The organism is Streptomyces sp. NPDC002181 (assembly GCF_042890485.1).
Taxonomy (GTDB): Bacteria; Actinomycetota; Actinomycetes; order Streptomycetales; family Streptomycetaceae; genus Streptomyces.
Map to the genome: position 1 here is coordinate 1 of NZ_JBIASC010000003.1, position 21,583 is coordinate 21,583.

The window sequence follows — 21,583 nt, forward strand, 5'->3', positions numbered from 1 at the left end:
GCCACCCCTGGACCCCGCAGAGCGACAGCTTCCTGGCCACCGCCCCCGGCGTCCACGCCCAGGCCGTCGCCACGCTCTCCCGCTGAACCCGCACAGCCCGCTCACCACAACCCGCACCCACGCAAGGACCACATCACCATGACCACGATCGCCGTTCTCGGAAACGGCCGCGTCGGCGGCAATCTGGCCACCTCCCTCACCCGGGTCGGACACGAGGTGACCGTCGCGGACCGCGCGCCGGGAGCCGCCGCCGACGCCGCCCGCACCGCCCGGATCGTCATCAACGCCACACCGGGCGCCGGCTCCCTCGAACGGCTCGCCGCCCTGCGCGAGGAACTGCGGGGCAAGATCCTCGTCGACGTCTCCAACGCCACCGCCGACGGCCCGGACGGCCTGCCCGCCGACCTCATCTACCCCGGCTCCAGCCTCGCCGAACAGCTCCAGGAAGCGCTCCCCGAAACGCATGTCGTCAAGACGCTCAACACCATGCTCTTCCCGGTGATGACCGCCCCGGCCACGCTCACCCAGCCGCCGACCGCCTTCCTCTCCGGAGAGGACCCGCTGGCCAAGCAGACCGTCCGTGAACTGCTCACCGACCTCGGCTGGCGCAAGGAATGGATCACCGACCTCGGCGGGATCCGGACCGCCCGCGCAACGGAGGCCGCGATACTGTTCGTCCCGCACGTGATCCGCTCCACCGGATTCACCCCCTTCGCGATCTCGATCGCCCGCTGACTGTCGGGCCGCGCAAGCCGCAGGTGACCGGAGCCGGCGCCGGCACGGATGGCTTTCCGGTGGGACACGACCGCGGCGGGCGTTGTCCGACTCGGTCGCTGAGTCGACGTCATGGCGTTGAAGCAATGGGAGACGAGAGGACCGGAGAGGGATGCACGGTACTGGAGCGGAGGTCGACGGCGCGCGCGGGGCGTTCGCAGTGGACTCGACCGCCCCGGGCTCCGCACCGCGGGGACTCGACGCCTTCCGGCGCGGGTGGGAGACGCAGGTGGGCGACGATGTCTTCCAACTCCCGGCCTTCAGCCCCGACACGATCGGTGACTTCCGGGTCAAGGGCAACGTGGCCAAGGTGCACGGCGCGGCGATCGCCGATCTCCACGCCGCTTCGGCAACCCGGACCGCGGACGTCCCGGGCGGCGATCAGGATCTGGTTGCCATGTACGTCGTGCGGCGCGGCGCATGGACTCTGGGCGGCCCGCCCGGTTTCGGCGACCAGACCGTGTCGGCCGGGCAGTTCCTCGTCCGGCACCTCGGGCGCCTGACGGCCTTCGAGACGACGGCGCACCTCACGGCGAAGTTCCTCGTCCTGCCCCCCGGCGAGCTCAAACCCCTGCTCGGGAACAGGGTCGTCACCGGGCCGGCGGACTCGGCCGAGATGCGCTTGCTGACGGCCCTTGCGGACATGATCCACACGACCGTGGCCGACCTGGGCCCGGCCGGGGTCGAAGCCGCCCAGGGCACCCTGGTCGAGCTGACCAAGGCGGTGGCGAAGGGCCGGTTCGACGACGTGGAACCCCGGTTGGCCCCCGCACTCGCCCAGGCGGCCAAGGACCTCGCGGACCGTCGGCTCGCTGATCCCGAGCTTTCTCCGGTGATGCTCGCGCGTGAACTCAACGTCTCCGTCCGTACGCTGCACCGGGCGTTCGCCGCGGTGGGTGAGCAGGTGACCGCCTACATCCGCCACCGGCGACTGCATGAGGCCCGGCTCGCCCTCGTCTCGCCGTCAGGGCGCCTCGGCATTTCGGAACTCGCCGCACACTGGCAGTTCGCGGACGGCAGCCACTTCACCCGGGCCTTCAAGAAGCACTACGGTCAGACTCCCACCGAGTACGCCCGCTCGGCCGGAGCGGCCTCGCTCTCGCCGAACCGGCCCCCGCCGGACCAACGGCCGGTCGAAGGCGCGTGACCAGAGGCATGGCCGCAGTTGAGCGGATGCCGCCGAGCCGCGTCCCAGGCAAGGCGGCGTCCGCCTCGGTGAACATCGCGAACAGCCCCACGTCGACGCGGCGGGTTACTGCAGGCCGGAGGCTTTGAAGACCGTACGGGCCGTTTCGCGGTCGATGCGCTGTGCCAGTTGTCGCAGGGCGGTCGCGCCGTGCAGCAGAGTGCCGCGCCGGATTGATGTGCGGATGTCGGCGTCGAGGCGGTGCCACATCGCCGGGTTGCGGATCAGGATGGCCGGGTCGATCTCGACCCGGCTTCCCTCCGTGTCGCGGAGGACCATCCGCTGGGCCACCCCGTCGGACCACCGGACGGAAACGGCGGAGTCGGTTCGGACGGTGTTCGTCACCAGCAGTCCACGGGTGATCAGCAGACCGGTGCGTACGGAGACCCGAGGCGGCAGCAGGATGACGAAGAGGAGGCCGGCCAGGCCGGTCCAGAGGACGCCTCGCGTCACGTCGAGCCTTCCGGAAGCGGCGTCCACGGTGAACAGGGCCGTCAGCAGGAGGAACGGGACGCCGAGCGCCGAGCGCAGCTCGCCGGCCCAGTGGACGTCCTGTGCGCAGGGTCCATGAGGCACCGCGGCCTCGGTGCCCTGAGCACCGGTCGCGGCCGGAGTGAAACGTCTTCCCATGAGAGCGACGTTATGGCTGGCGGAGGCCTTGGACTCGGACCCTGACGGACCGCTGATGTGATGGCTACGCCATCTTGATGGGGTCCGTCGGGGCACGTCGTGCCGACCCGGGGGCCGCACCCGGGAAGACCTCGAACCTTCCCGGCCGGACGACCGGCGGTTCCGCCCCTGCCGTCAGGCCGGCCGCGCGCGTCGCCGTCACGCTCAGAACTTCTCGGGAAAGAAGAACGCGAGGACCAGGTACCCGACCAGGCAGACCGCGATGATGATGCCGACGACATTCTCCGTACCCACTTGTACCCGACTCCTCCGTACGCCCTCAATCCGACCAGCGAACACCAGCGGGGTCGTGTACGAAACGTCCCTGATGCACTCCTGACGGCGCCGGGTGGGACTTTGACGGTGTATTGACGGCCGTGACACCGACAGGGTGAAGGCGGTGTGCCGGGAAGCCTGGTCGGCATCGCGTGACCGCATGGTCCCGCCGCCGAATCCCCGCTCCTCGCCACTCTTCCCGGCCGTGATCCGGGTGGTTCTCGCACCGGCCGCTGCGCTGGCCACGGCGAGCGGACTGGCGGGAGGTGGATGCGCCGTGGGTGGTCGTCGCACCGTCTCCACGGTCTCCGTGGCGGTCCTCTTCAACCGTGAACCGGGGTCGCCGTGACTGTGCGTGCCAGGGCGCGGCCCGTGGCGTGGTGGACGTATTCGCGGGCGAGCCGGAATCCGGCCGTCCAGGCCAGCAGCCGGCTGGGTCGGTTGTCGCGCGAGCAGCACCAGCTGGCGGTCCGACCGCGTGCCTGGACATCGGCTGCCAAGCCGGCGACGCAGGCCAGTGCGAGACGTTCGCGGCGATGGTCGGGCACGGTGACGACCGCGACGTCCTCGTAGGCACTGCCGAGGAAGCAGGTGCAGGCCACCGAGAGGATCCGGCCCTTGGCGAATGCGGCCCAGGCGTGGCCCGAGGCGGCCAGCCCGGAGGGTCCACCCCAGCTGGCGTGGATCCAGGCGCTCTCGGAAGGCAGCTCGGCCAGTGCCGGAACGTCCTCGGACGTCAGCCGCCGCACCGTCACGCCACGCGGCGTACGGGGGAGGCGTACCGATGCCTGAGCCTGCTGGACGTACAGCATTCGTTCCCAGGGGGTGACGCGCTCGAACGCGGAACCGAGGGCGGGCCAGAAGCGTGAGGGCGTCTCGACGTACTGGTCCGCGAACCGGGCCAGAGCGTCCGGGACGAGCCCGCTGGGGTCGCCCCGCAGCAGCACGTGGTCCGCGCAGGTGACGGCGAGGACGCGGGGACGGTCAGGGCGATCGGCCCACCAGGAGCCGGTGCCCGTGGTCAGTACGTGCTCGGCGAGTGCCCCGAGACCGGGGGAGCCGGTGGGAAACCACCGGCTCAGGGCGGGCAGTTGCCGAGGTGCGATTTCGATCATCAACTCTCCCTCGTGGTGTGCGGGCTGTGAGCCCTTCCTGCGGCGGGCCCGCTTCTCTTGCGTGCGCGCCTGGACACGTCCGTGTTTCCCTTCAGGCGGTGTGGCCGACGAGGAGGTCGGCGAGCTTGTTGAGGCGCTTGACGGTGCGGTCCTCGGTGGCGGCGGGGGCCGGGGCCACGCGCTCGGAGCGGTCGTAGTACGCGCCGTTGACGATCTCGGTGGCCGGGTCGCAGAGCCGGACGACGTGCCCGGCGCCCTCGGAGGCCGGCGCGCCCTCGTGGCCGTACAGCGGGAGGAGGCCGGTCTCGCACACGCCGGGGTCGACGGAGACGGCGGTGACGCGCGGGTCGGCGGCGAAGACGGTCAGCGCGAGCTGCGACTGGGCGTACGCGGCGAGCCGCGAGTAACGCCGGACGCGCTGCGGGTCGTTCCACTGGATGGCGCCCGAGCGGTGCAGCGCGGACGAGACGTTGACGACGCGGCCGCCGGGGTCACTGGTCAGCGAGGGCTCCAGCATGGTGGTGAGGAGGTAGTGGGCCAGGAAGTTGACCTGGAAGGAGACCTCGTTGCCGTCGGCCGTGAGCGTGTGGCGCTCCGGCGCCGCGATGGCCGCGTTGTTGACGAGTACGTCCAGGCGCGGGTGCTCCCGTACGACGGCGTGGGCGAGGTTCTCGACCTCCTCCAGGCGCACGAAGTCGGCGGCGAGCGGCCGGAGACGGGCGCCGTCCGCACCGGCGGTGGCAACGAGCCGGTCGGCTGCGGCCTCGGCTTCCTCGGGCGTGCGGCCGTGGAGGAGGACGGTGGAGCCGTGCTCGGCGAGTCGGCGTGCGGTCTCGTAGCCGATGCCGGAGGTGGCTCCGGTGACGAGGACGGTACGGCCGGAGAGAGACGAAGACATGGCGGATCCCTGGGAACGGGCATGGCTGACGTGCCCGGCGCTCCGGCACGAGGCGGGGGCGGGGGGCGTGGGCTCAGATCATGCGGTGAAGGTGGTGAAGGCGAGGATGCGTACGAGGCCTCGGTCAGCGCCCATCAGGGGCTGATGGCAGGTACGGGGAGGACGCGCGGCCGATGTCAGAGGGCCGGGCGGACGGCGGGCGCCGTCGGCTGCACCCGATTCGGTGGCCGATCGTCATGGGGCGGACCGCTGTTCATGGCGCAATCCCAGCGCACCGGGGATCCTGTGGCAAGCGTTCGAAGGCCTCTTGACGGCCTTCTGATGACCTTTCGTCAGAGCCGCATCAAAGATCGACTTCTGTACGGAAGGAACCCGTCAAGGAGTACTGCCAGGGTCGTCCGCCCGCAGCAGACTGGTGTGGCGGCGGAGCCGGACGACGGACCGGCGGCACGCGGCCCGCGGGTGGTGACCTGAACACCGCCCCAGGGCGCATGATCCCACCGTGGGGGTACGGGCCGATGCGACCGCGTGTCGGTCACCCGCCGCGCAACACATGAGCCGTCCGGCTCTCCGGTGTGGGGACACCGGGGCCGGACGGCTCGCGTGTTTCTGTCGTCAGCCCGTACGCGGGGCCATCGCGGGTCCCGTTGCGCTGACTGCCACGGAGACGATCGCGGGCCGCGGGGTGACGTGACCCGCGACCGCCGGCCCGAGCCGACCTGCCGGTCGCCTCGCCGTCAGGTGACGGCGGACGTCGGGAGTTCCGGCGATACCGGCGGGGCGTCTCCTGCCATGGGGAGGGTGATGACCATGGTGAGGCCGCCGCCAGGGGTGTCCTCGGCGGTGAGGGTGCCTCCGATGGCCTCGGTGAAGCCGCGGGCCACGGCCAGGCCGAGGCCGACGCCGGCGCCGCGCGGGGCGTCGCCGTGGCGCTGGAAGGGTTCGAAGATCCGGTTCTTGGCCTCGTCCGGGACGCCGGGCCCGCGGTCGACGACGCGCAGCTCGACGCGGCCGGCGAGGGCGCTGGCGGAGACGTGGACGGGCTGGCCGTCGGGGCTGTACTTGACGGCGTTCTCGACGATGTTGGCGACGGCCCGCTCCAGGAGCCCGCGGTCGACGGCGACCATCGGCAGGGTCTCGGGGATGTCGAGCGCGACGCTGTCCTCGGGTACGCCGCCGAGGGCCATGGGGACGACCTCGTCGAGATCCGTTTCCCGGATCAGCGGGACGACGGTGCCGGTGTTGAGGCGGGACATGTCGAGGAGGTTGCCGATCAGGGCGGCGAGGCGGTCGGCGCCGTCCTCGATGCCTTCGAGGAGTTCGGCCTTGTCGTCCTCGGACCATTCGATGTCGTCGGAGCGCAGGGAGGTGACCGAGGCCTTGATGCCGGCGAGCGGGGTGCGCAGGTCGTGGCTGACGGCGGCGAGCAGCGCGGTGCGGATGCGGTTGGCCTCGGCGAGTTCGCGGGACTTCTCGGCCTCGTCGACGAGGCGCTGGCGGTCGAGTACGACGGCGGCCTGCGCGGCGAAGGCGCCCAGGACGCGGCGGTCCTCGGCGGGCAGGACCCGGCCCGTGAGGGCGAGGGCCATGTCGTCGCCCATGGGGAGGTCGACATCCGCGTCCTCGGGCCGGCTGACGGGACCGGTGCCGACGGACGCCGCCGTCGTCCAGGGGTCCACCTCGCTGCTGCGCTCAAGGAGGACGACCGACTGCATCGCGAAGGTCTCACGAAGCCGTTCGAGGAGCGCGTCGAGGGAGTTCTCGCCGCGCAGGACGCTGCCGGCGAGGAAGGAGAGGATCTCGGATTCGGCGCGCAGGCGGGCGGCCTGGTGAGTGCGCCGGGCGGCGAGGTCCACCACCGAGGCCACCGACACCGCCACACCGACGAAGATCGCGATGGCGACGATGTTCTTCGGGTCGGAGATCGTGAACTCGTGCAGTGGCGGCGTGAAGTAGTAGTTCAGCAGCAGGGACCCGAACGCCGCCGAGGCGAGCGCGGGGAGCAAACCGCCGAGCAGGGCCGCCGCCACCGTGAACGTGAGGAAGAGCAGCATGTCGTTCGCGAGACCGAGCTCGGGAACGAGCCTGCTGAGCAGCACGGTGAGCAGGGCGGGGCCGGCGATGCCGGTGAGCCAGCCCCAGATGATGCGCGAACGGCCGAGTCGCGCGCCGCGTGCGACGGGCAGGCTGCGGCGGCCCTTGGCGGCCTCGTCGTGGGTGACGATGTGGACGTCGAGGTCCGGGCCCGATTCGCGGGCCACGGTGGCGCTGACACCGGGGCGGAACACCGACTGCCAGGAGCGCCGCCGGCTGACGCCCAGCACGATCTGCGTGGCGTTGCACCCGCGGGCGAACTCCAGAAGCGCGTCGGGGATGCTGTCGCCTATGACGTGGTGGAAGGTGCCGCCGAGGTCCTCGACCAGGGTGCGCTGGACGGCCAGTTCCTTGGGGGAGGCGGAGGTGAGGCCGTCGCTGGCGGCGATGTAGACGGCCAGGACCTCGCCGCCCGCGCCCTTCTCGGCGAGCCGGGCCGCGCGCCGGATGAGCGTACGTCCCTCGGGGCCGCCGGTCAGGCCGACGACGATGCGTTCGCGGGCCTGCCAGGTGGAGCGGATGTTGTGCTCGCCCCGGTACTCCTGGAGGTACTCGTCGACCCGGTCGGCCACCCACAGCAGTGCCAGCTCGCGCAGCGCGGTCAGGTTCCCGGGACGGAAGTAGTTGGAGAGGGCCGCGTCGACCTTGTCGGGCTTGTAGACGTTGCCGTGCGCCATGCGCCGGCGCAGCGCCTGCGGGGACATGTCGACGAGCTCGATCTGGTCGGCGCGGCGGGCGACCTCGTCCGGAACCGTCTCCCGCTGGCGGACGCCGGTGATCGTCTCGACCACGTCACCCAGTGATTCGAGATGCTGGATGTTGACGGTCGAGACGACGTCGATGCCGGCCCGGAGCAGCTCCTCCACGTCCTGCCACCGCTTGGCGTTGCGTGAGCCCGGCACGTTCGTGTGCGCGAGCTCGTCCACGAGTGCCACGGCGGGGCGGCGGGCGAGGATGGCGTCGACGTCCATCTCGGTGAAGGCGGAGCCGCGGTACTCGATCTCGCGCCGCCCGATGAGTTCGAGGCCGTGCAGCATGACCTCGGTCCGCGGGCGGCTGTGGTGCTCGACGAAACCCACGACGCAGTCGGTGCCCCGCTCGACGCGGCGGTGTGCCTCGGAGAGCATCGCGTACGTCTTGCCGACGCCCGGTGCCGCGCCGAGGTAGATGCGGAGCTTGCCGCGTCCCATGTTTCAGACTCTTCTTCTCTGGTGACGATCGTGCGGGTGATCAGGGTTCGAAGCGGTAGCCCATGCCCGGTTCGGTGATCAGGTACCGGGGGTGCGAGGGGTCCGCTTCCAGCTTGCGCCGTAGCTGGGCCATGTACACGCGCAGGTAGTTGGTGTTCTCCCCGTAGCTCGGGCCCCAGACTTCCAGCAGGAGCCTGCTCTGGGTGATCAGCCGGCCGGGGTGGGTGATGAGGATTTCCAGCAGGTGCCACTCGGTCGGGGTCAGCCGTACCGTGCGTTCGCCCCGGTGGACCTTCTTCGCGACCAGGTCGACGGTGAACTCGTCGGTCGTCACGACGGCGACCTTGTCGGCGCGGGAGGCGGTGGCCGGCTCCCGCCTGCGGGCGGCCGCCCGCAGGCGGGCCAGGAGCTCGTCCATGCTGAACGGTTTCGTCACGTAGTCGTCCGCGCCGGCGTCCAGCGCTCGGATCTTGTCCTCCGAGGTGTGCCGCGCCGAGAGGACCAGGATGGGGACCCGGCTCCAGCCGCGAACGCTCTTGATGACTTCGATGCCGTCCATGTCCGGGAGGCCGAGGTCCAGCACTATGACGTCGGGCTTGCGGGCGGCCGCGAGCCGCAGTGCCGAGCCGCCGTCGGAAGCCTCCTCGACGTCGAACTTGCGCGCCTGGAGATTGATCTTCAGTGCGCGGACGAGCTGAGGGTCGTCCTCCACCACCAGCACCCGGGTCATCGGTGTGCAGCCTCTCCTTCGTTGCGGGCACGGCAAGGGGCCGGCGGGACGCCGGGGGACCCTCCCGGCGTCAGCTGGGGGAGTTCCGCGCCCCGCCGGCCCCTTACCGTGCGACGGGGAACATCAGCTCTTGGTCAGTGCCTTGAGGGCGGTGTTCAGTTCGAGCACGTTGACGCGGGGCTCGCCCATGAAGCCGAGGGTCCGGCCGGTGGTGTGGTCGGCGACGAGCTTCTCGACCTGCTTGACGTCGAGCTTGTTCCGCTCGGCGACCCGGTGGACCTGCAGCTTGGCGTAGGCGGGGGAGATGTCCGGGTCGAGGCCGGAGCCGGAGGAGGTGACGGCGTCGGCCGGCACGTCCGAGGGCTTGACCTCGTACGTCGCGGTGGAGTTGTCCGCGATGACGGCTGCCTTGGCGTCCTTGACCAGCTTGACCAGGTCCGGGTTGTCGGCGGCCTTGTTGGTGGCGCCGGAGAGGATCAGCGAGTACTGGGTGTTGACGCTGTTGGAGCCGAGGCCGTTGGAGGGGCGCGGCTGGAACCACTTCAGGTCCGGTTTGGCGGCCTCTTCCGGGTCGTCGGGGTTCTGCTTCGGCAGGTTGTAGGTCTGGCCGATGAGGGAGGAGCCGACGACCTGGCCGCTCTTGTCCTTGATCTCGGAGCCGTTGGCCTTGTCGCCGAAGGCGACCTGGGCGATGCCGGTGACGGCCAGCGGGTACAGGACGCCGCAGACGATCGTCAGAACCAGCAGCGCGCGCAGACCGGCCCACAGCAGACGAGCGGTGTTTCCTACGGAGTTGTTCATGGCTCAGCCGATTCCGGGGATGAGGGAGATGAGCATGTCGATGATCTTGATTCCGATGAACGGGGCGATCAGGCCGCCCACGCCGTACAGACCCAGGTTGCGGCGGAGCATCTTGTCGGCGCTGGTCGGCTTGTACTGCACGCCCTTGAGGGCGAGCGGGACCAGGGCGATGATGATCAGCGCGTTGAAGATGACGGCGGAGAGGATCGCCGACTCGGGCGAGTGCAGGCCCATGATGTTGAGCTTGTCCAGGCCCGGGTAGACCACGGCGAACATCGCGGGGATGATCGCGAAGTACTTGGCGACGTCGTTGGCGATGGAGAACGTCGTCAGGGCCCCGCGCGTGATCAGCAACTGCTTGCCGATCTCCACGATTTCGATGAGCTTGGTGGGGTTGGAGTCGAGGTCCACCATGTTCCCGGCCTCCTTGGCGGCCGAGGTGCCGGTGTTCATCGCCACTCCGACGTCGGCCTGCGCCAGCGCCGGGGCGTCGTTCGTGCCGTCACCGGTCATCGCGACCAGCTTGCCGCCGGCCTGCTCCCGCTTGATGAGGGCCATCTTGTCCTCGGGAGTGGCCTCCGCGAGGAAGTCGTCGACGCCCGCCTCCTCCGCGATCGCCTTGGCCGTCAGCGGGTTGTCACCCGTGATCATGACGGTCTTGATGCCCATGCGGCGCAGCTCGTCGAACCGCTCGCGCATGCCCTCCTTGACCACGTCCTTGAGGTGGATGACACCGAGGACCCGGGCGCCCTTGCCGTCCCTGACGGCGACGAGCAGCGGCGTGCCGCCGGCCTCGGAGATCTTGTTGGCGAGGAGGTCCGCGTCCTCGGAGACCTGCCCGCCCTGCTCCTTGACCCAGGTGATGACGGAGCCGGCCGCGCCCTTGCGGGTCTGCTTGCCGTCCACGTCCACACCCGACATGCGGGTCTGGGCGGTGAACGCGATCCACTCGGCGTTCGACAGCTCGCCCTGGTGCCGCTCGCGCAGCCCGTACTTCTCCTTCGCCAGGACGACGATGGAACGGCCCTCGGGCGTCTCGTCCGCGAGGGACGACAGCTGGGCGGCGTCGGCCAGTTCGGCCTCCGTCGTGCCCTTGACCGGGACGAACTCGGAGGCCTGGCGGTTGCCGAGGGTGATCGTTCCGGTCTTGTCGAGCAGCAGCGTGGAGACGTCACCGGCGGCTTCCACCGCACGACCCGACATGGCCAGGACGTTGCGCTGGACGAGCCGGTCCATGCCGGCGATGCCGATCGCGGAGAGCAGCGCGCCGATGGTGGTGGGGATCAGGCAGACCAGCAGGGCGGTCAGCACGATCATCGACTGCTCGGCGCCCGCGTAGATCGCGAAGGGCTGGAGCGTGACCACGGCCAGCAGGAAGACGATGGTGAGGGACGCCAGCAGGATGTTCAGCGCGATCTCGTTGGGCGTCTTCTGCCGGGCAGCGCCCTCGACCAGGGCGATCATGCGGTCGATGAAGGTCTCACCGGGCTTCGTCGTGATCTTGACGACGATCCGGTCCGAGAGGACCTTGGTGCCGCCGGTGACGGCCGAACGGTCGCCGCCGGACTCGCGGATCACCGGCGCGGACTCGCCCGTGATCGCGGACTCGTCCACGGACGCGACACCCTCGACGACGTCACCGTCGCCGGGGATGACGTCGCCCGCCTCGCAGACCACCAGGTCGCCGATGCGCAGGTCGGTGCCCGGCACCTGCTCCTCGCTCTTGCCGTCCTGGGTCAGGCGGCGGGCGACGGAGTCGGTCTTGGCCTTGCGCAGGGTGTCGGCCTGGGCCTTGCCGCGGCCCTCGGCCACCGCCTCCGCGAGGTTCGCGAAGATCGTGGTCAGCCACAGCCAGGCCGTGATCGCCCAGCCGAACCAGTCCGTCGGGTCCTTGACGGCCAGGACGGTGGTGACGACCGAGCCGATCAGGACCACGAACATGACCGGGGACTTGATCATGACGCGGGGGTCGAGCTTGCGGACGGCGTCCGGGAAGGACTTCAGCAGCTGCTTCGGATCGAACAGGCCGCCGCCCACGCGTCCGGCGCCCGGCTTGTGGCCGGTGGGCACGTCCTGGTGCGGAGCCCTGGTGGGAGTGGCGGTGCTCATGATGCGAGCCCTTCGGCGAGCGGACCCAGCGCCAGGGCCGGGAAGTAGGTCAGACCGGTGATGATGAGGATCGTGCCGACGAGCAGGCCGGTGTAGAGCGGCTTGTCCGTACGGAGGGTGCCCGCCGTCTCCGGCACGGGCTTCTGCTCGGCCAGCGAGCCGGCCAGGGCCAGGACGAACACCATGGGCAGGAAACGGCCCAGCAGCATGGCGATGCCGATGGTGCTGTTGAACCACTGGGTGTCGGCGTTCAGGCCCGCGAAGGCGGAGCCGTTGTTGTTGGCGGCCGAGGTGTAGGCGTAGAGGACCTCGGAGAACCCGTGCGCTCCCGGGTTCAGCATGGAGTGGGGCGGGGTGGGCAGGGCCATGGCGGCTGCGGTGAAGCAGAGCACCAGCGCCGGGGTGATGAGGATGTAGCAGGCGGCGAGCTTGATCTGGCGGGTGCCGATCTTCTTGCCCAGGTACTCCGGGGTCCGCCCGACCATCAGACCGGCGATGAACACCGCGATGATCGCCATGATCAGCATGCCGTAGAGGCCGGAGCCGACGCCGCCGGGTGCGATCTCGCCGAGCTGCATGCCGAGCAGCTGGATGCCGCCGCCTAGACCGGTGTAGGAGGAGTGGAAGGAGTTGACCGCACCCGTCGAGGTGAGCGTGGTGGCGACCGAGAAGATCGCGGAGCCGCCGATGCCGAAGCGGGTCTCCTTGCCCTCCATCGCGCCGCCCGCGATGTCGAGGGCCGGGCCGTGGTGGGCGAACTCGGTCCACATCATCAGCGCGGTGAAGACGAGCCAGATCGTCGCCATCGTCGCGAGGATCGCGTACCCCTGGCGCAGGTTGCCGACCATGCGGCCGAAGGTCCGGGTCAGCGCGAACGGGATGACCAGGATCAGGAAGATCTCGAAGAGGTTCGAGAACGGGGTGGGGTTCTCGAAGGGGTGGGCGGAGTTGGCGTTGAAGTAGCCGCCGCCGTTCGTTCCGAGTTCCTTGATGACTTCCTGCGAGGCGACCGCCCCGCCGTTCCACTGCTGACTGCCGCCCAGGAACTGGCCGACCTCGTGGATTCCGGCGAAGTTCTGGATGACGCCGCAGGCGACCAGGACGATCGCGCCGATCACGGAGATCGGCAGCAGGATCCGTACGGTGCCGCGCACCAGGTCGGACCAGAAGTTGCCGAGCTCCCCGGTGCGCGAGCGCGCGAAGCCCCGTACGAGGGCCACGGCGACGGCCATGCCGACCGCGGCCGAGACGAAGTTCTGCACCGCCAGGCCGCCGGTCTGCACGACGTGGCCCATGGCCTGCTCACCGGCGTACGACTGCCAGTTCGTGTTGGCCACGAAGGAGGCGGCGGTGTTGAAGGCCTGGTCGGGGTCGATCGAGGAGAAGCCGAGCGAGCCGGGCAGGACGCCCTGGGCGCGCTGGAGGGCGTAGAGGAAGAGGACGCTGACCGCGGAGAAGGCCAGGACGCCGCGCAGGTAGGCGGGCCAGCGCATCTCGGCGGTCGGGTTGGCGCCGATGGCCTTGTAGATCCACTTCTCCGGCTTGTAGTGCTTCTCGGAGGAGTAGACGCGGGCCATGTAGTCGCCCAGTGGGCGGTAGGCCAGCGCGAGCGCGGCCGTCAGTGCGAGGAGCTGGAGCACACCAGCGAGAACGGGACTCATCGGTGGCTAGAACCTCTCCGGGTACACAAGGGCGAGGACGAGGTATCCGAGCAGGGAGACGGCCACGACGAGGCCGACGATGTTTTCGGTGTTCACAGCTTGGTCACCCCCCGGGCGATGAGAGCCACCAGTGCGAAAACCGCGACCGTGGTGACGACGAAGGCCAGATCGGCCACCGTGAGCTCCTGGATGAAGAGGGAAGAAATGATTCGGCCAGATGGCCGATGTCGAGATAACCGTGTCTTCATCCCGGCGTTAAGACACCTTGACGGGGTCCATACGGACGCAGGTCGACTCTTAACGCCGCCCTGACGTGAAGCGCCGGAGAAGGCCTGGTCAGCCCTGATGGGACAGGCCGGCCGTGTCCAGGGCGGAGCCGGCCTGGGCGGCCAGTGCGACGGCCACCAGGCGGTCCTGCTCCGGGGGGAGCGGGCCGGGGAGGGGATCCAGCAGGAAGCGGCCGTAGTAGTGCCCGCCGCCGACGACGCGCAGCTCGGTCCGGCCGCCCGGCCAGTCGGCGTACTCCGTCACCCGGCCCGGGCGGTGCAGCCACAGGCCGCCGTCGTGCTCAAGGCGCGGCAGGTTTCCCATCAGGGTGCCGTATTCGAAGCGGCAGCCGCGCAGCCCCAGGAGGCCGACGAGCTCCCGTCGCACGTACTCGACCACGGCCTCCGGCGAGCCGCCGTCCTCGGCCAGCCGGGCGGTTCCCCGGAGGCTCGACAGACGGGCCGCGTCGGTGACCACGGTCCTGCGGAGCCGACGTGCGCGTACCGCCGGCTGCGAGACGACCAGGCCGACGACGAGGAGCAGGACCGCTGTCTCGACGTCGTCGTGGCCGGCGATCAAGAACCGCTGGTACGGCTCGGTCAGGAAGTAGTCGAACCAGGCGGCCGCCGACAGTGCGGCCGCCGCTCCGGCGACGCGTGTACCGGTGGCGGCCACCGCGACCACCGCGACGACGAGGACCAGAGCCGCGTTCGTCGCCGAAAGATCCGTGCGGAAGGGCACGAGCGCGAACGCCAAGAGGAAGGGGACCACGAGGGCCGCGAGCAGGGCGGCCGCGTCGTGAAGTCGATACCCGGACATGTGATGCCTCCTGTCCGGACACGGGGGTTCGAAAATCAGAACTTCTCGGGCCTGATCAGAGCGACCACGAGATAGCCGAGCAGAGCGAGGGCGATGACCAGTCCGACCACGTTCTCCGCATTCATCTGGACCTTCTCCCTTTCACGGAGGCAGGCGGGGCAGCCGCCTGCAAGAACAGTGCCCCCTTCCGGGGGGACGGTCACACACCGCGGCCGGCTCTTGACGCACCCCATACGGCCGCCCCGCCTCGGCATCAAAGGCGCGTGAATACTGGAGCGGCGGCCGTATGGATGACGCCAAGAACACTGGTATTCAAGCCACGGCATTCCGACGCTGTCCTCACTTTGCCCAACGGAGGAACAGCGAAAGATGTCCATAGACATGGGAAAGCCGAGCACGGCAGGACAGGCCCCGGGCACGGAGGAACCTCCTGATACCGGCGTACGGGAGCCCGCGGCGGACGACCGCCACAGGCTGACCGCCCTCCAGGGACTGGCCGCGCTGTCGCTGGACGCGATGGCGTCCGTGGCGTACGGGCCGGAGTCGATCGTGCTCGTCCTGGCCGCGGCCGGTGCGTACGGCATGGGCTTCACCCTCCCCGTCACCCTGGCGATCGCCGCCCTGCTGGCGGTGCTGGTGGCCTCGTACCGGCAGGTCATCGCCGCGTTCCCCGACGGCGGCGGCTCGTACGCCGTCGCCAAGCGGCACCTCGGCCGGCGTACGAGCCTGGTTGCCGCGGCCTCGCTGATCCTGGACTACGTGCTGAACGTCGCCGTGTCCGTCACGGCCGGCGTGGCCGCCCTGACCTCGGCTTTCCCCGAGCTGTACGGGGAGCGGGTGTGGATCTGCCTGGGCGTCCTCGTTCTGGTCACCGCGGTGAACCTGCGCGGAGTCGTGGAATCCGCCAAGGCGTTCCTCGTGCCCACCGCCGTCTTCGTCGGTTCGATCCTCGCGATGGTCGTCGTCGGCCTCTTCCGCGACGGCCCGGTCAGCACCGCCTCGGCCGCCGGACACGCCTCCGCCCTCGGCGAGGGCGCCACCACCGTCGGCGCCCTCCTGCTGCTGAAGGCCTTCGCCGCCGGCTGTTCGGCACTGACGGGCGTCGAGGCCGTCGCCAACGCCGTACCGTCCTTCCGGGCGCCGGCCGCCCGCCGGGCCCAGCGCACCGAGGTCGCCCTCGGCGCCCTGCTCGGCGTCATGCTGATCGGCCTGTCGATCCTGATCGGGCGCTTCCACCTCCAGCCGGTCGAGGGCGTTACCGTGCTCGCCCAGCTCGCGGACGCCTCCTTCGGTCACAACGCGGCCTTCTACGTGGTCCAGTTCGCCACGATGGTGCTGCTCGCGCTGGCGGCGAACACCTCCTTCGGCGGTCTGCCGGTGCTCATGGGCCTGCTGGCCCGCGACAACCACCTGCCGCACGTCTTCGCCCTCAAGGCCGACCGCCAGGTCCACCGCCACGGCGTGGTCTGGCTGGCCCTCGTCTCCGCCCTGCTGCTCGTCTTCTCCGGCGGCGACACCAACACCCTCGTCCCGCTCTTCGCGATCGGCGTCTTCATCGGCTTCACCATCTGCCAGGTCGGCATGGTCCGGCACTGGTACGGCGGGCGGCCGCGCGGCTGGCGGGCCAAGGCGGCCCTCAACGGCTTCGGCGCCCTGCTGACCGGGGTCTCGGCCGTCGTCGTCACCGCCACCAAGTTCACCGAGGGCGCCTGGCTGATCGTCGTCGCACTGCCGCTGCTCGTTCTCGGCTTCGAGAAGATCCACCGCGCATACACCGAGATCGGCGAACGTCTGGAGCTCGGCCGGATTCCCCAGGCCCCGCACCGCTCCCGCTCCGTGGTCGTGGTTCCCGTCTCCGGTCTGTCCCGCCTGACCGGCCGGGCCCTCAACGCTGCCGGCTCACTCGGCGGCGAAGTCCTCGCCGTGACCGTCACCCACCCGGCCCCCGAGGACCGCCGGATCGCGGAAGCCCTCAGGCGGGACTGGGAGTTGTGGAAGCCGGGCATCGAGCTGATCGAGCTCTCCTCGGAAACCCGCTCGCTCGGCCGCCCCCTGGCGGCCTACGTGCGGAAGCTGGCCCAGTCCCACCCGGACGCCCAGGTGACCGTCCTGATTCCGGAGACCGAACCGGCCCGCCTGTGGCAGCGGCTGCTCCAGAACCAGCGCGGCTCCGTCGTGGCCCACGCGGTCCGCCGCGACACCGACGCCGTGATCTGCCGGCTGCGCTTCCGCATCACGGCAGACACCCGCTGACGTGCGTTGACGCACCTCTGACGGCGGCTTGACACGTCTCGTGCGCCGCCGTCAAGAAGGTGCCAATTCCCGCGCCCACAAGCGCATTTCGAAAGGAACGGGCAGTAGTTTCCTGTCTGTTGCGCCGCCGGGGACCTCGCATACTCACATGACGGCCGAGGGGGTCCATGGAGGGACGGTTCCCGGCGGCGACACTCCTCTCCCGCACCCCGGCAGCGAGCTGCCGGGGCCGACACGCCCCGAACCGAACCCGAACCCATCCAGAAGGTCGCTCCATGCCTCCCGCCGCCGCGCAGCACGTTCCTCCGGGTCTCGGGACACCTCCGCGGACTCCGGCCGACCGGCCGTCCCGGAAACGCTCCGGCCAGGTGAACGTGGTGGACCCCGAGCTGCTCGCCGCCTCCGCACGGGAAGCCGTCGGCAAGCTCCATCCCCGCGAACTGGTCAGGAAGCCCGTGCTGTTCGTCGTGGCCGTCGGATCCGTGCTGACCACGCTCTCGGCGCTCGTCCACCCGTCCGTCTTCACCTGGGTGATCAGCGTCTGGCTCTGGCTCACGGTCCTGTTCGCCAACCTCGCCGAGGCGGTTGCCGAGGGCCGGGGCCGGGCTCAGGCGGAGTCGCTGCGCAAGACGCGTACGGACACCGTCGCGGTGCGGCTGAACCACTGGACGTACGGGGCGAACCTGAACCGTGCCGAGACCGAGGTGGTCACGCCGGCCGAGCTCCAGCCCTTCGACTTCGTGGTCGTCGAGGCCGGCGAACCGATCCCGGCCGACGGCGACGTGGTCGACGGGGCCGCGATGGTGGACGAGTCCGCCGTCACCGGCGAATCGGCACCCGTGCTGCGCGAGTCGGGCGGCGACCGGTCCGGCGTCACGGGTGGTACGACCGTACTGTCCGACTCGATCGTCGTACGGGTCACCTCACGCCCGGGACACAGCTTCATCGACCGGATGATCGCCCTGGTCGAGGGCGCCACCCGGCAGAAGACCCCGAACGAGATCGCACTCAACATCCTGCTGGCGGCCCTGACCGTCATCTTCGTCCTGGTGGTCGTCGCCATCCAGCCGATGGCCGCCTACGCCCGCGCCGCGCAGTCGACGACCGTCCTGGTCGCCCTCCTCGTCACCCTCATCCCCACCACGATCGGCGCCCTCCTGTCGGCGATCGGCATCGCGGGCATGGACCGGCTCGTCCAGCGCAACGTCATCGCGATGAGCGGACGCGCCGTCGAGGCGGCCGGGGACGTGAACACGCTGCTGCTCGACAAGACCGGCACCATCACCCTCGGCAACCGCGAGGCCGCGGCCTTCATCCCGCTGCCCGGCGTGGACCACGTCGAGCTGGCGGACGCCGCCCAGCTGTCCTCCCTCGCCGACGAGACGCCGGAGGGCCGCTCCGTCGTCGCCCTCGCCCGGCAGTACGGACTCCAGCCCGCCGCCGCGGCGGACCTCGGCAATCCCCGCTTCACCGAGTTCAGCGCACGGACCCGGATGAGCGGCATCAACCTGAGCTGGGACAACGGCGCCGGCTGCGCCATCCGCAAGGGTGCGGTGACGCAGGTCTGCGACTGGGTGGTGGCGCGCGGCGGGACGGTACCGCCGGAAGCGGCGGCTTGGCCGGCCACCGTGTCCGAATCCGGGGGCACGCCCTTGCTGGTGGCGGTCCACGACTGGGACGGCCCGAGGGTGCTGGGGATCATCCACCTCAAGGACGTGGTCAAGGAGGGGATCCGGGAGCGATTCGCGGAGCTGCGCAGCATGGGGATCCGTACGGTCATGGTGACCGGCGACAACGAGCTGACGGCCCGCGCCATCGCGCAGGAGGCCGGAGTCGACGAGTACCTCGCGGAGGCCACTCCCGAGGACAAGATGGCCCTCATCAAGCGGGAGCAGGCCGGCGGCAAGCTGGTCGCGATGACCGGTGACGGCACGAACGACGCCCCGGCGCTGGCGCAGGCCGACGTCGGAGTGGCCATGAACACCGGCACCTCGGCCGCCAAGGAGGCCGGGAACATGGTGGACCTCGACTCCAACCCCACCAAGCTCATCGACATCGTCGAAATCGGCAAGCAGCTCCTCATCACCCGAGGCGCGCTCACCACGTTCTCGATCACGAACGACGTCGCCAAGTACTTCGCGATCATCCCGGCCATGTTCGCCTCGGCCTACCCGGGACTCGAAGCCCTCAACGTCATGGGTCTGAGTAGCCCGACCTCCGCCATCACCTCGGCGATCATCTTCAACGCCCTGATCATCGTCGCCCTCATCCCGCTCGCCCTGCGCGGCGTGCGCTACCGCCCCGCCTCCGCACACGACCTGCTGCGCCGCAACCTCGGCGTCTACGGCCTCGGTGGCCTGATCCTGCCGTTCGTCGGCATCAAGCTCATCGACCTGCTGGTGTCGACCATCCCCGGCCTCGGCTGAGCCGCCTCGGCTGACGCGCCCTCGGATCTCCGCCCTGAGCCCACGTGCCTCCACTACGCCACAGGTGGCACTGTTCGCGTTAAGGACGCGTCAGGGTTTGTCCGCGCGCGTGCATATGTGATCAGCCTGCGTACGCTGGCTCAGCCGTCGATGTCAACGGCTGATTCTTTGCGTACGACAGGAGCACCCCACGATGGCCACCCCTGCCCGCTCCTCGCGCCTGCGCGCGTGGATGCTGGAAGGCTTGACCGCCCAGACGAGTTCGCCCGCCGCCAAGGAGGCGGCGGCCCAGCCCCACGGCCGCCCGTGGTGGCGCGTCATGTGCCTGACCGGTCTCGACTACTTCTCCACCCTCGGCTACCAGCCCGGCATCGCCTTCCTCGCGGCCGGTCTGCTGTCGCCGCTGGCGACCATCGTGCTCGTACTGCTGACCCTGTTCGGCGCGCTCCCGGTCTACCGGCGGGTCGCGGAGGAGAGCCCGCACGGCGAGGGTTCCATCGCCATGCTGGAGCGGCTGCTCACCTTCTGGAAGGGGAAGCTGTTCGTCCTGACCCTGCTCGGGTTCGCGGCGACCGACTTCCTCATCACCATCACCCTCTCCGCGGCCGACGCGACCGCGCACATGGTGGAGAACCCGCACCTCACCAGCACCCTGCACGGCCACGAGGTTCTGATCACCCTGATCCTGATCGCGCTCCTGGGCGGGGTGTTCCTGAAGGGGTTCAGCGAGGCCATCGGGGTGGCGGTGGTCCTGGTCTTCACGTACCTCGGCCTGAACGTCGTCGTGGTGGCGGTCGGGCTGTGGAACGTGTTCAGCGAACCCCAGGTCATCACCGACTGGACGACCGCGCTGACCACCGAGCACGGCAACTTCTTCATGATGATCGCCATCGCGCTCGTCGTGTTCCCGAAGCTCGCGCTCGGCCTCTCCGGCTTCGAGACCGGCGTGGCGGTCATGCCGCACGTCCAAGGCGAGCCCGACGACACCGAAGCCAAGCCGGCCGGCCGAATCCGCGGGGCCAAGAAGCTGCTGACCACGGCTGCCGTGATCATGAGCATCTTCCTGATCTGCTCCAGCCTCATCACGACCCTGCTGATCCCCGCCGACCAGTTCCAGCCGGGCGGCGAGGCCAACGGCCGCGCCCTCGCCTACCTGGCCCACGAGTACCTCGGTTCCGCCTTCGGCACGGTCTACGACATCTCGACGATCCTGATCCTCTGGTTCGCCGGCGCGTCCGCCATGGCCGGTCTGCTGAACCTGATGCCGCGCTACCTGCCCCGCTACGGCATGGCCCCGCAATGGGCCCGCGCCCTGCGCCCGATGGTCATCGTGTTCACCCTGATCGCGTTCCTCGTGACCTGGATCTTCAACGCGGACGTGGACGCGCAGGGCGGCGCGTACGCCACCGGCGTCCTCGTACTGATCACCTCGGCCGCGGTCGCCGTGACCATTGCGGCGCGCCGGGCGGGGGAGCGCGGCTGGACGATCGGCTTCGGCGTCATCTCGGCCGTCTTCATCTACACCACGGCCGTCAACGTGGTGGAGCGCCCCGACGGCGTGAAGATCGGTGCCTGCTTCATCGGCGGCATCATGGCCCTCTCCCTCCTCTCCCGTCTCGCCCGCGTCTTCGAGCTGCGCGTCACGCACATCGAGTTCGACGACATGGCGCAGCGGTTCATCCGCGACACCGCCAACCGCACGATCCGCTTCATCGCCAACGAGCCCGACAACCGGGACTTCGAGGAGTACCGGCAGAAGAAGGCGCAGATCCGCGCGGACAACGACATCCCGGCCGAGGACGACGTGATGTTCGTCGAGGTCACCGTTCTGGACGCGTCCGAGTTCGAATCGGGCATGCGCGTGCGCGGTGAGGTCCTGCACGGCCGCTACCGCGTCCTGACCCTGGAGAGCTCCAGCATCCCGAACGCGCTCGCGGCCCTCCTCCTCCACGTAAGGGACGAGACCGGCCAGCGGCCCCACATCTACTTCGAGTGGACCGAGGGCAACCCGATGGCCAACTTCTTCCGCTTCTTCCTCTTCGGCCAGGGCGAGGTCGCCCCGGTCACCCGCGAGGTCATCCGGGAGGCCGAACCGGACCGCGCCCGCCGCCCCCACGTCCACGCCGGCTGACGGCCACGACAGCCGTGCCGGTGGCGAAGCAGGCCGGCGGCCGGCTCACCCGAGCCCGGCCAGGACGCCCGGGAGAGCGGTGAGGCCGGCCTCGCTGACCTCACCGCTTCCGTTCGTGTCGAGCATCTTGTGCATGCGCAGCAGCTTGGTCGAGAGCACGGAGGTCCGAACCGCGGTCGCCATC

The 21,583-nt window shown here is 70.0% G+C and carries 18 protein-coding genes; 5 read left to right on the forward strand and 13 right to left on the reverse strand.

Annotation, left to right across the window (positions count from 1 at the left end):
* Positions 1-138 precede the first annotated feature (138 nt).
* Together ACFYXV_RS09405 and ACFYXV_RS09410 are read left to right on the forward strand one after the other, a co-directional pair.
* Complete coding sequence (locus ACFYXV_RS09405) at positions 139-735, forward strand: NADPH-dependent F420 reductase (protein WP_389382482.1); 597 nt, start codon at positions 139-141, stop codon at positions 733-735.
* A 151-nt stretch (positions 736-886) separates the two neighbouring features.
* Positions 887-1,921 (forward strand): helix-turn-helix domain-containing protein, encoded by a 1,035-nt coding sequence (locus ACFYXV_RS09410; RefSeq protein WP_389382483.1) that lies wholly within the window; start codon positions 887-889, stop codon positions 1,919-1,921.
* Between the two features lie 105 nt (positions 1,922-2,026).
* Here ACFYXV_RS09410 and ACFYXV_RS09415 read toward each other — a convergent pair whose 3' ends face one another.
* The 12 genes from ACFYXV_RS09415 to kdpF (ACFYXV_RS09470) all read right to left on the reverse strand — a co-directional run bounded on the left by ACFYXV_RS09415 (position 2,027) and on the right by kdpF (ACFYXV_RS09470) (position 14,714).
* Positions 2,027-2,590, reverse strand: coding sequence for a hypothetical protein (locus tag ACFYXV_RS09415; protein ID WP_389382484.1), 564 nt, complete (start codon positions 2,588-2,590; stop codon positions 2,027-2,029).
* A 204-nt stretch (positions 2,591-2,794) separates the two neighbouring features.
* Entirely contained in the window at positions 2,795-2,884 is a 90-nt protein-coding gene (gene kdpF, locus ACFYXV_RS09420; protein ID WP_385468427.1) for a K(+)-transporting ATPase subunit F, read from the reverse strand.
* A gap of 344 nt (positions 2,885-3,228) precedes the next feature.
* Positions 3,229-4,020, reverse strand: a complete 792-nt coding sequence (locus ACFYXV_RS09425; protein WP_389382485.1) for a GNAT family N-acetyltransferase — start codon at positions 4,018-4,020, stop codon at positions 3,229-3,231.
* A gap of 91 nt (positions 4,021-4,111) precedes the next feature.
* Positions 4,112-4,918, reverse strand: a complete 807-nt coding sequence (locus tag ACFYXV_RS09430) for an SDR family NAD(P)-dependent oxidoreductase (RefSeq protein ID WP_389382486.1) — start codon at positions 4,916-4,918, stop codon at positions 4,112-4,114.
* Between the two features lie 737 nt (positions 4,919-5,655).
* Entirely contained in the window at positions 5,656-8,202 is a 2,547-nt protein-coding gene (locus tag ACFYXV_RS09435; protein WP_389382487.1) for an ATP-binding protein, read from the reverse strand.
* 40 nt (positions 8,203-8,242) lie between these two features.
* Positions 8,243-8,932 (reverse strand): response regulator, encoded by a 690-nt coding sequence (locus tag ACFYXV_RS09440; RefSeq protein WP_385468415.1) that lies wholly within the window; start codon positions 8,930-8,932, stop codon positions 8,243-8,245.
* A gap of 123 nt (positions 8,933-9,055) precedes the next feature.
* Entirely contained in the window at positions 9,056-9,733 is a 678-nt protein-coding gene (locus ACFYXV_RS09445) for a potassium-transporting ATPase subunit C (RefSeq protein ID WP_385468412.1), read from the reverse strand.
* A 3-nt stretch (positions 9,734-9,736) separates the two neighbouring features.
* Positions 9,737-11,842, reverse strand: coding sequence for a potassium-transporting ATPase subunit KdpB (gene kdpB / locus ACFYXV_RS09450; RefSeq protein WP_385468409.1), 2,106 nt, complete (start codon positions 11,840-11,842; stop codon positions 9,737-9,739).
* Positions 11,839-13,503: a potassium-transporting ATPase subunit KdpA gene (gene kdpA / locus ACFYXV_RS09455; protein WP_385468405.1), complete on the reverse strand. Its 1,665-nt coding sequence runs from the start codon at positions 13,501-13,503 to the stop codon at positions 11,839-11,841. The genes kdpB (ACFYXV_RS09450) and kdpA overlap by 4 nt, the downstream gene beginning before the upstream one ends.
* A 6-nt stretch (positions 13,504-13,509) precedes the next feature.
* The gene (gene kdpF, locus ACFYXV_RS09460; protein ID WP_383346368.1) at positions 13,510-13,599 is read right to left on the reverse strand and encodes a K(+)-transporting ATPase subunit F; all 90 of its coding nucleotides are present in this window, start codon (positions 13,597-13,599) and stop codon (positions 13,510-13,512) included.
* 240 nt (positions 13,600-13,839) lie between these two features.
* Entirely contained in the window at positions 13,840-14,589 is a 750-nt protein-coding gene (locus ACFYXV_RS09465; RefSeq protein ID WP_389382488.1) for a DUF4118 domain-containing protein, read from the reverse strand.
* A gap of 35 nt (positions 14,590-14,624) precedes the next feature.
* Entirely contained in the window at positions 14,625-14,714 is a 90-nt protein-coding gene (gene kdpF, locus ACFYXV_RS09470) for a K(+)-transporting ATPase subunit F (protein ID WP_383346374.1), read from the reverse strand.
* A 244-nt stretch (positions 14,715-14,958) separates the two neighbouring features.
* On the opposite strand from kdpF (ACFYXV_RS09470), the gene ACFYXV_RS09475 reads away from it, so the two are divergent.
* The 3 genes from ACFYXV_RS09475 to ACFYXV_RS09485 all read left to right on the forward strand — a co-directional run bounded on the left by ACFYXV_RS09475 (position 14,959) and on the right by ACFYXV_RS09485 (position 21,399).
* On the forward strand, positions 14,959-16,842 hold the full coding sequence (locus ACFYXV_RS09475; protein WP_389382489.1) for an APC family permease: 1,884 nt from the start codon (positions 14,959-14,961) through the stop codon (positions 16,840-16,842).
* Positions 16,843-17,117: 275 nt separating this feature from the next.
* On the forward strand, positions 17,118-19,268 hold the full coding sequence (gene kdpB / locus ACFYXV_RS09480; RefSeq protein WP_389382490.1) for a potassium-transporting ATPase subunit KdpB: 2,151 nt from the start codon (positions 17,118-17,120) through the stop codon (positions 19,266-19,268).
* Between the two features lie 193 nt (positions 19,269-19,461).
* Positions 19,462-21,399 (forward strand): amino acid transporter, encoded by a 1,938-nt coding sequence (locus ACFYXV_RS09485; protein WP_385468391.1) that lies wholly within the window; start codon positions 19,462-19,464, stop codon positions 21,397-21,399.
* 45 nt (positions 21,400-21,444) lie between these two features.
* Here the strand turns inward: ACFYXV_RS09485 and ACFYXV_RS09490 are convergent, their stop codons facing one another.
* Positions 21,445-21,582: a hypothetical protein gene (locus ACFYXV_RS09490; RefSeq protein WP_389382491.1), complete on the reverse strand. Its 138-nt coding sequence runs from the start codon at positions 21,580-21,582 to the stop codon at positions 21,445-21,447.
* Position 21,583: the final 1 nt, after the last annotated feature.

Coding starts and splice junctions, on each gene's coding strand:
- ACFYXV_RS09405 (WP_389382482.1), top strand. CDS start 139: ATGACCACGATCGCCGTTCTCGGAAACGGCCGCGTCGGCGGCAATCTG.
- ACFYXV_RS09410 (WP_389382483.1), top strand. CDS start 887: ATGCACGGTACTGGAGCGGAGGTCGACGGCGCGCGCGGGGCGTTCGCA.
- ACFYXV_RS09415 (WP_389382484.1), bottom strand. CDS start 2,590: ATGGGAAGACGTTTCACTCCGGCCGCGACCGGTGCTCAGGGCACCGAG.
- ACFYXV_RS09425 (WP_389382485.1), bottom strand. CDS start 4,020: ATGATCGAAATCGCACCTCGGCAACTGCCCGCCCTGAGCCGGTGGTTT.
- ACFYXV_RS09430 (WP_389382486.1), bottom strand. CDS start 4,918: ATGTCTTCGTCTCTCTCCGGCCGTACCGTCCTCGTCACCGGAGCCACC.
- ACFYXV_RS09435 (WP_389382487.1), bottom strand. CDS start 8,202: ATGGGACGCGGCAAGCTCCGCATCTACCTCGGCGCGGCACCGGGCGTC.
- ACFYXV_RS09440 (WP_385468415.1), bottom strand. CDS start 8,932: ATGACCCGGGTGCTGGTGGTGGAGGACGACCCTCAGCTCGTCCGCGCA.
- ACFYXV_RS09445 (WP_385468412.1), bottom strand. CDS start 9,733: ATGAACAACTCCGTAGGAAACACCGCTCGTCTGCTGTGGGCCGGTCTG.
- kdpB (WP_385468409.1), bottom strand. CDS start 11,842: ATGAGCACCGCCACTCCCACCAGGGCTCCGCACCAGGACGTGCCCACC.
- kdpA (WP_385468405.1), bottom strand. CDS start 13,503: ATGAGTCCCGTTCTCGCTGGTGTGCTCCAGCTCCTCGCACTGACGGCC.
- ACFYXV_RS09465 (WP_389382488.1), bottom strand. CDS start 14,589: ATGTCCGGGTATCGACTTCACGACGCGGCCGCCCTGCTCGCGGCCCTC.
- kdpF (WP_383346374.1), bottom strand. CDS start 14,714: ATGAATGCGGAGAACGTGGTCGGACTGGTCATCGCCCTCGCTCTGCTC.
- ACFYXV_RS09475 (WP_389382489.1), top strand. CDS start 14,959: ATGTCCATAGACATGGGAAAGCCGAGCACGGCAGGACAGGCCCCGGGC.
- kdpB (WP_389382490.1), top strand. CDS start 17,118: ATGCCTCCCGCCGCCGCGCAGCACGTTCCTCCGGGTCTCGGGACACCT.
- ACFYXV_RS09485 (WP_385468391.1), top strand. CDS start 19,462: ATGGCCACCCCTGCCCGCTCCTCGCGCCTGCGCGCGTGGATGCTGGAA.
- ACFYXV_RS09490 (WP_389382491.1), bottom strand. CDS start 21,582: ATGGCGACCGCGGTTCGGACCTCCGTGCTCTCGACCAAGCTGCTGCGC.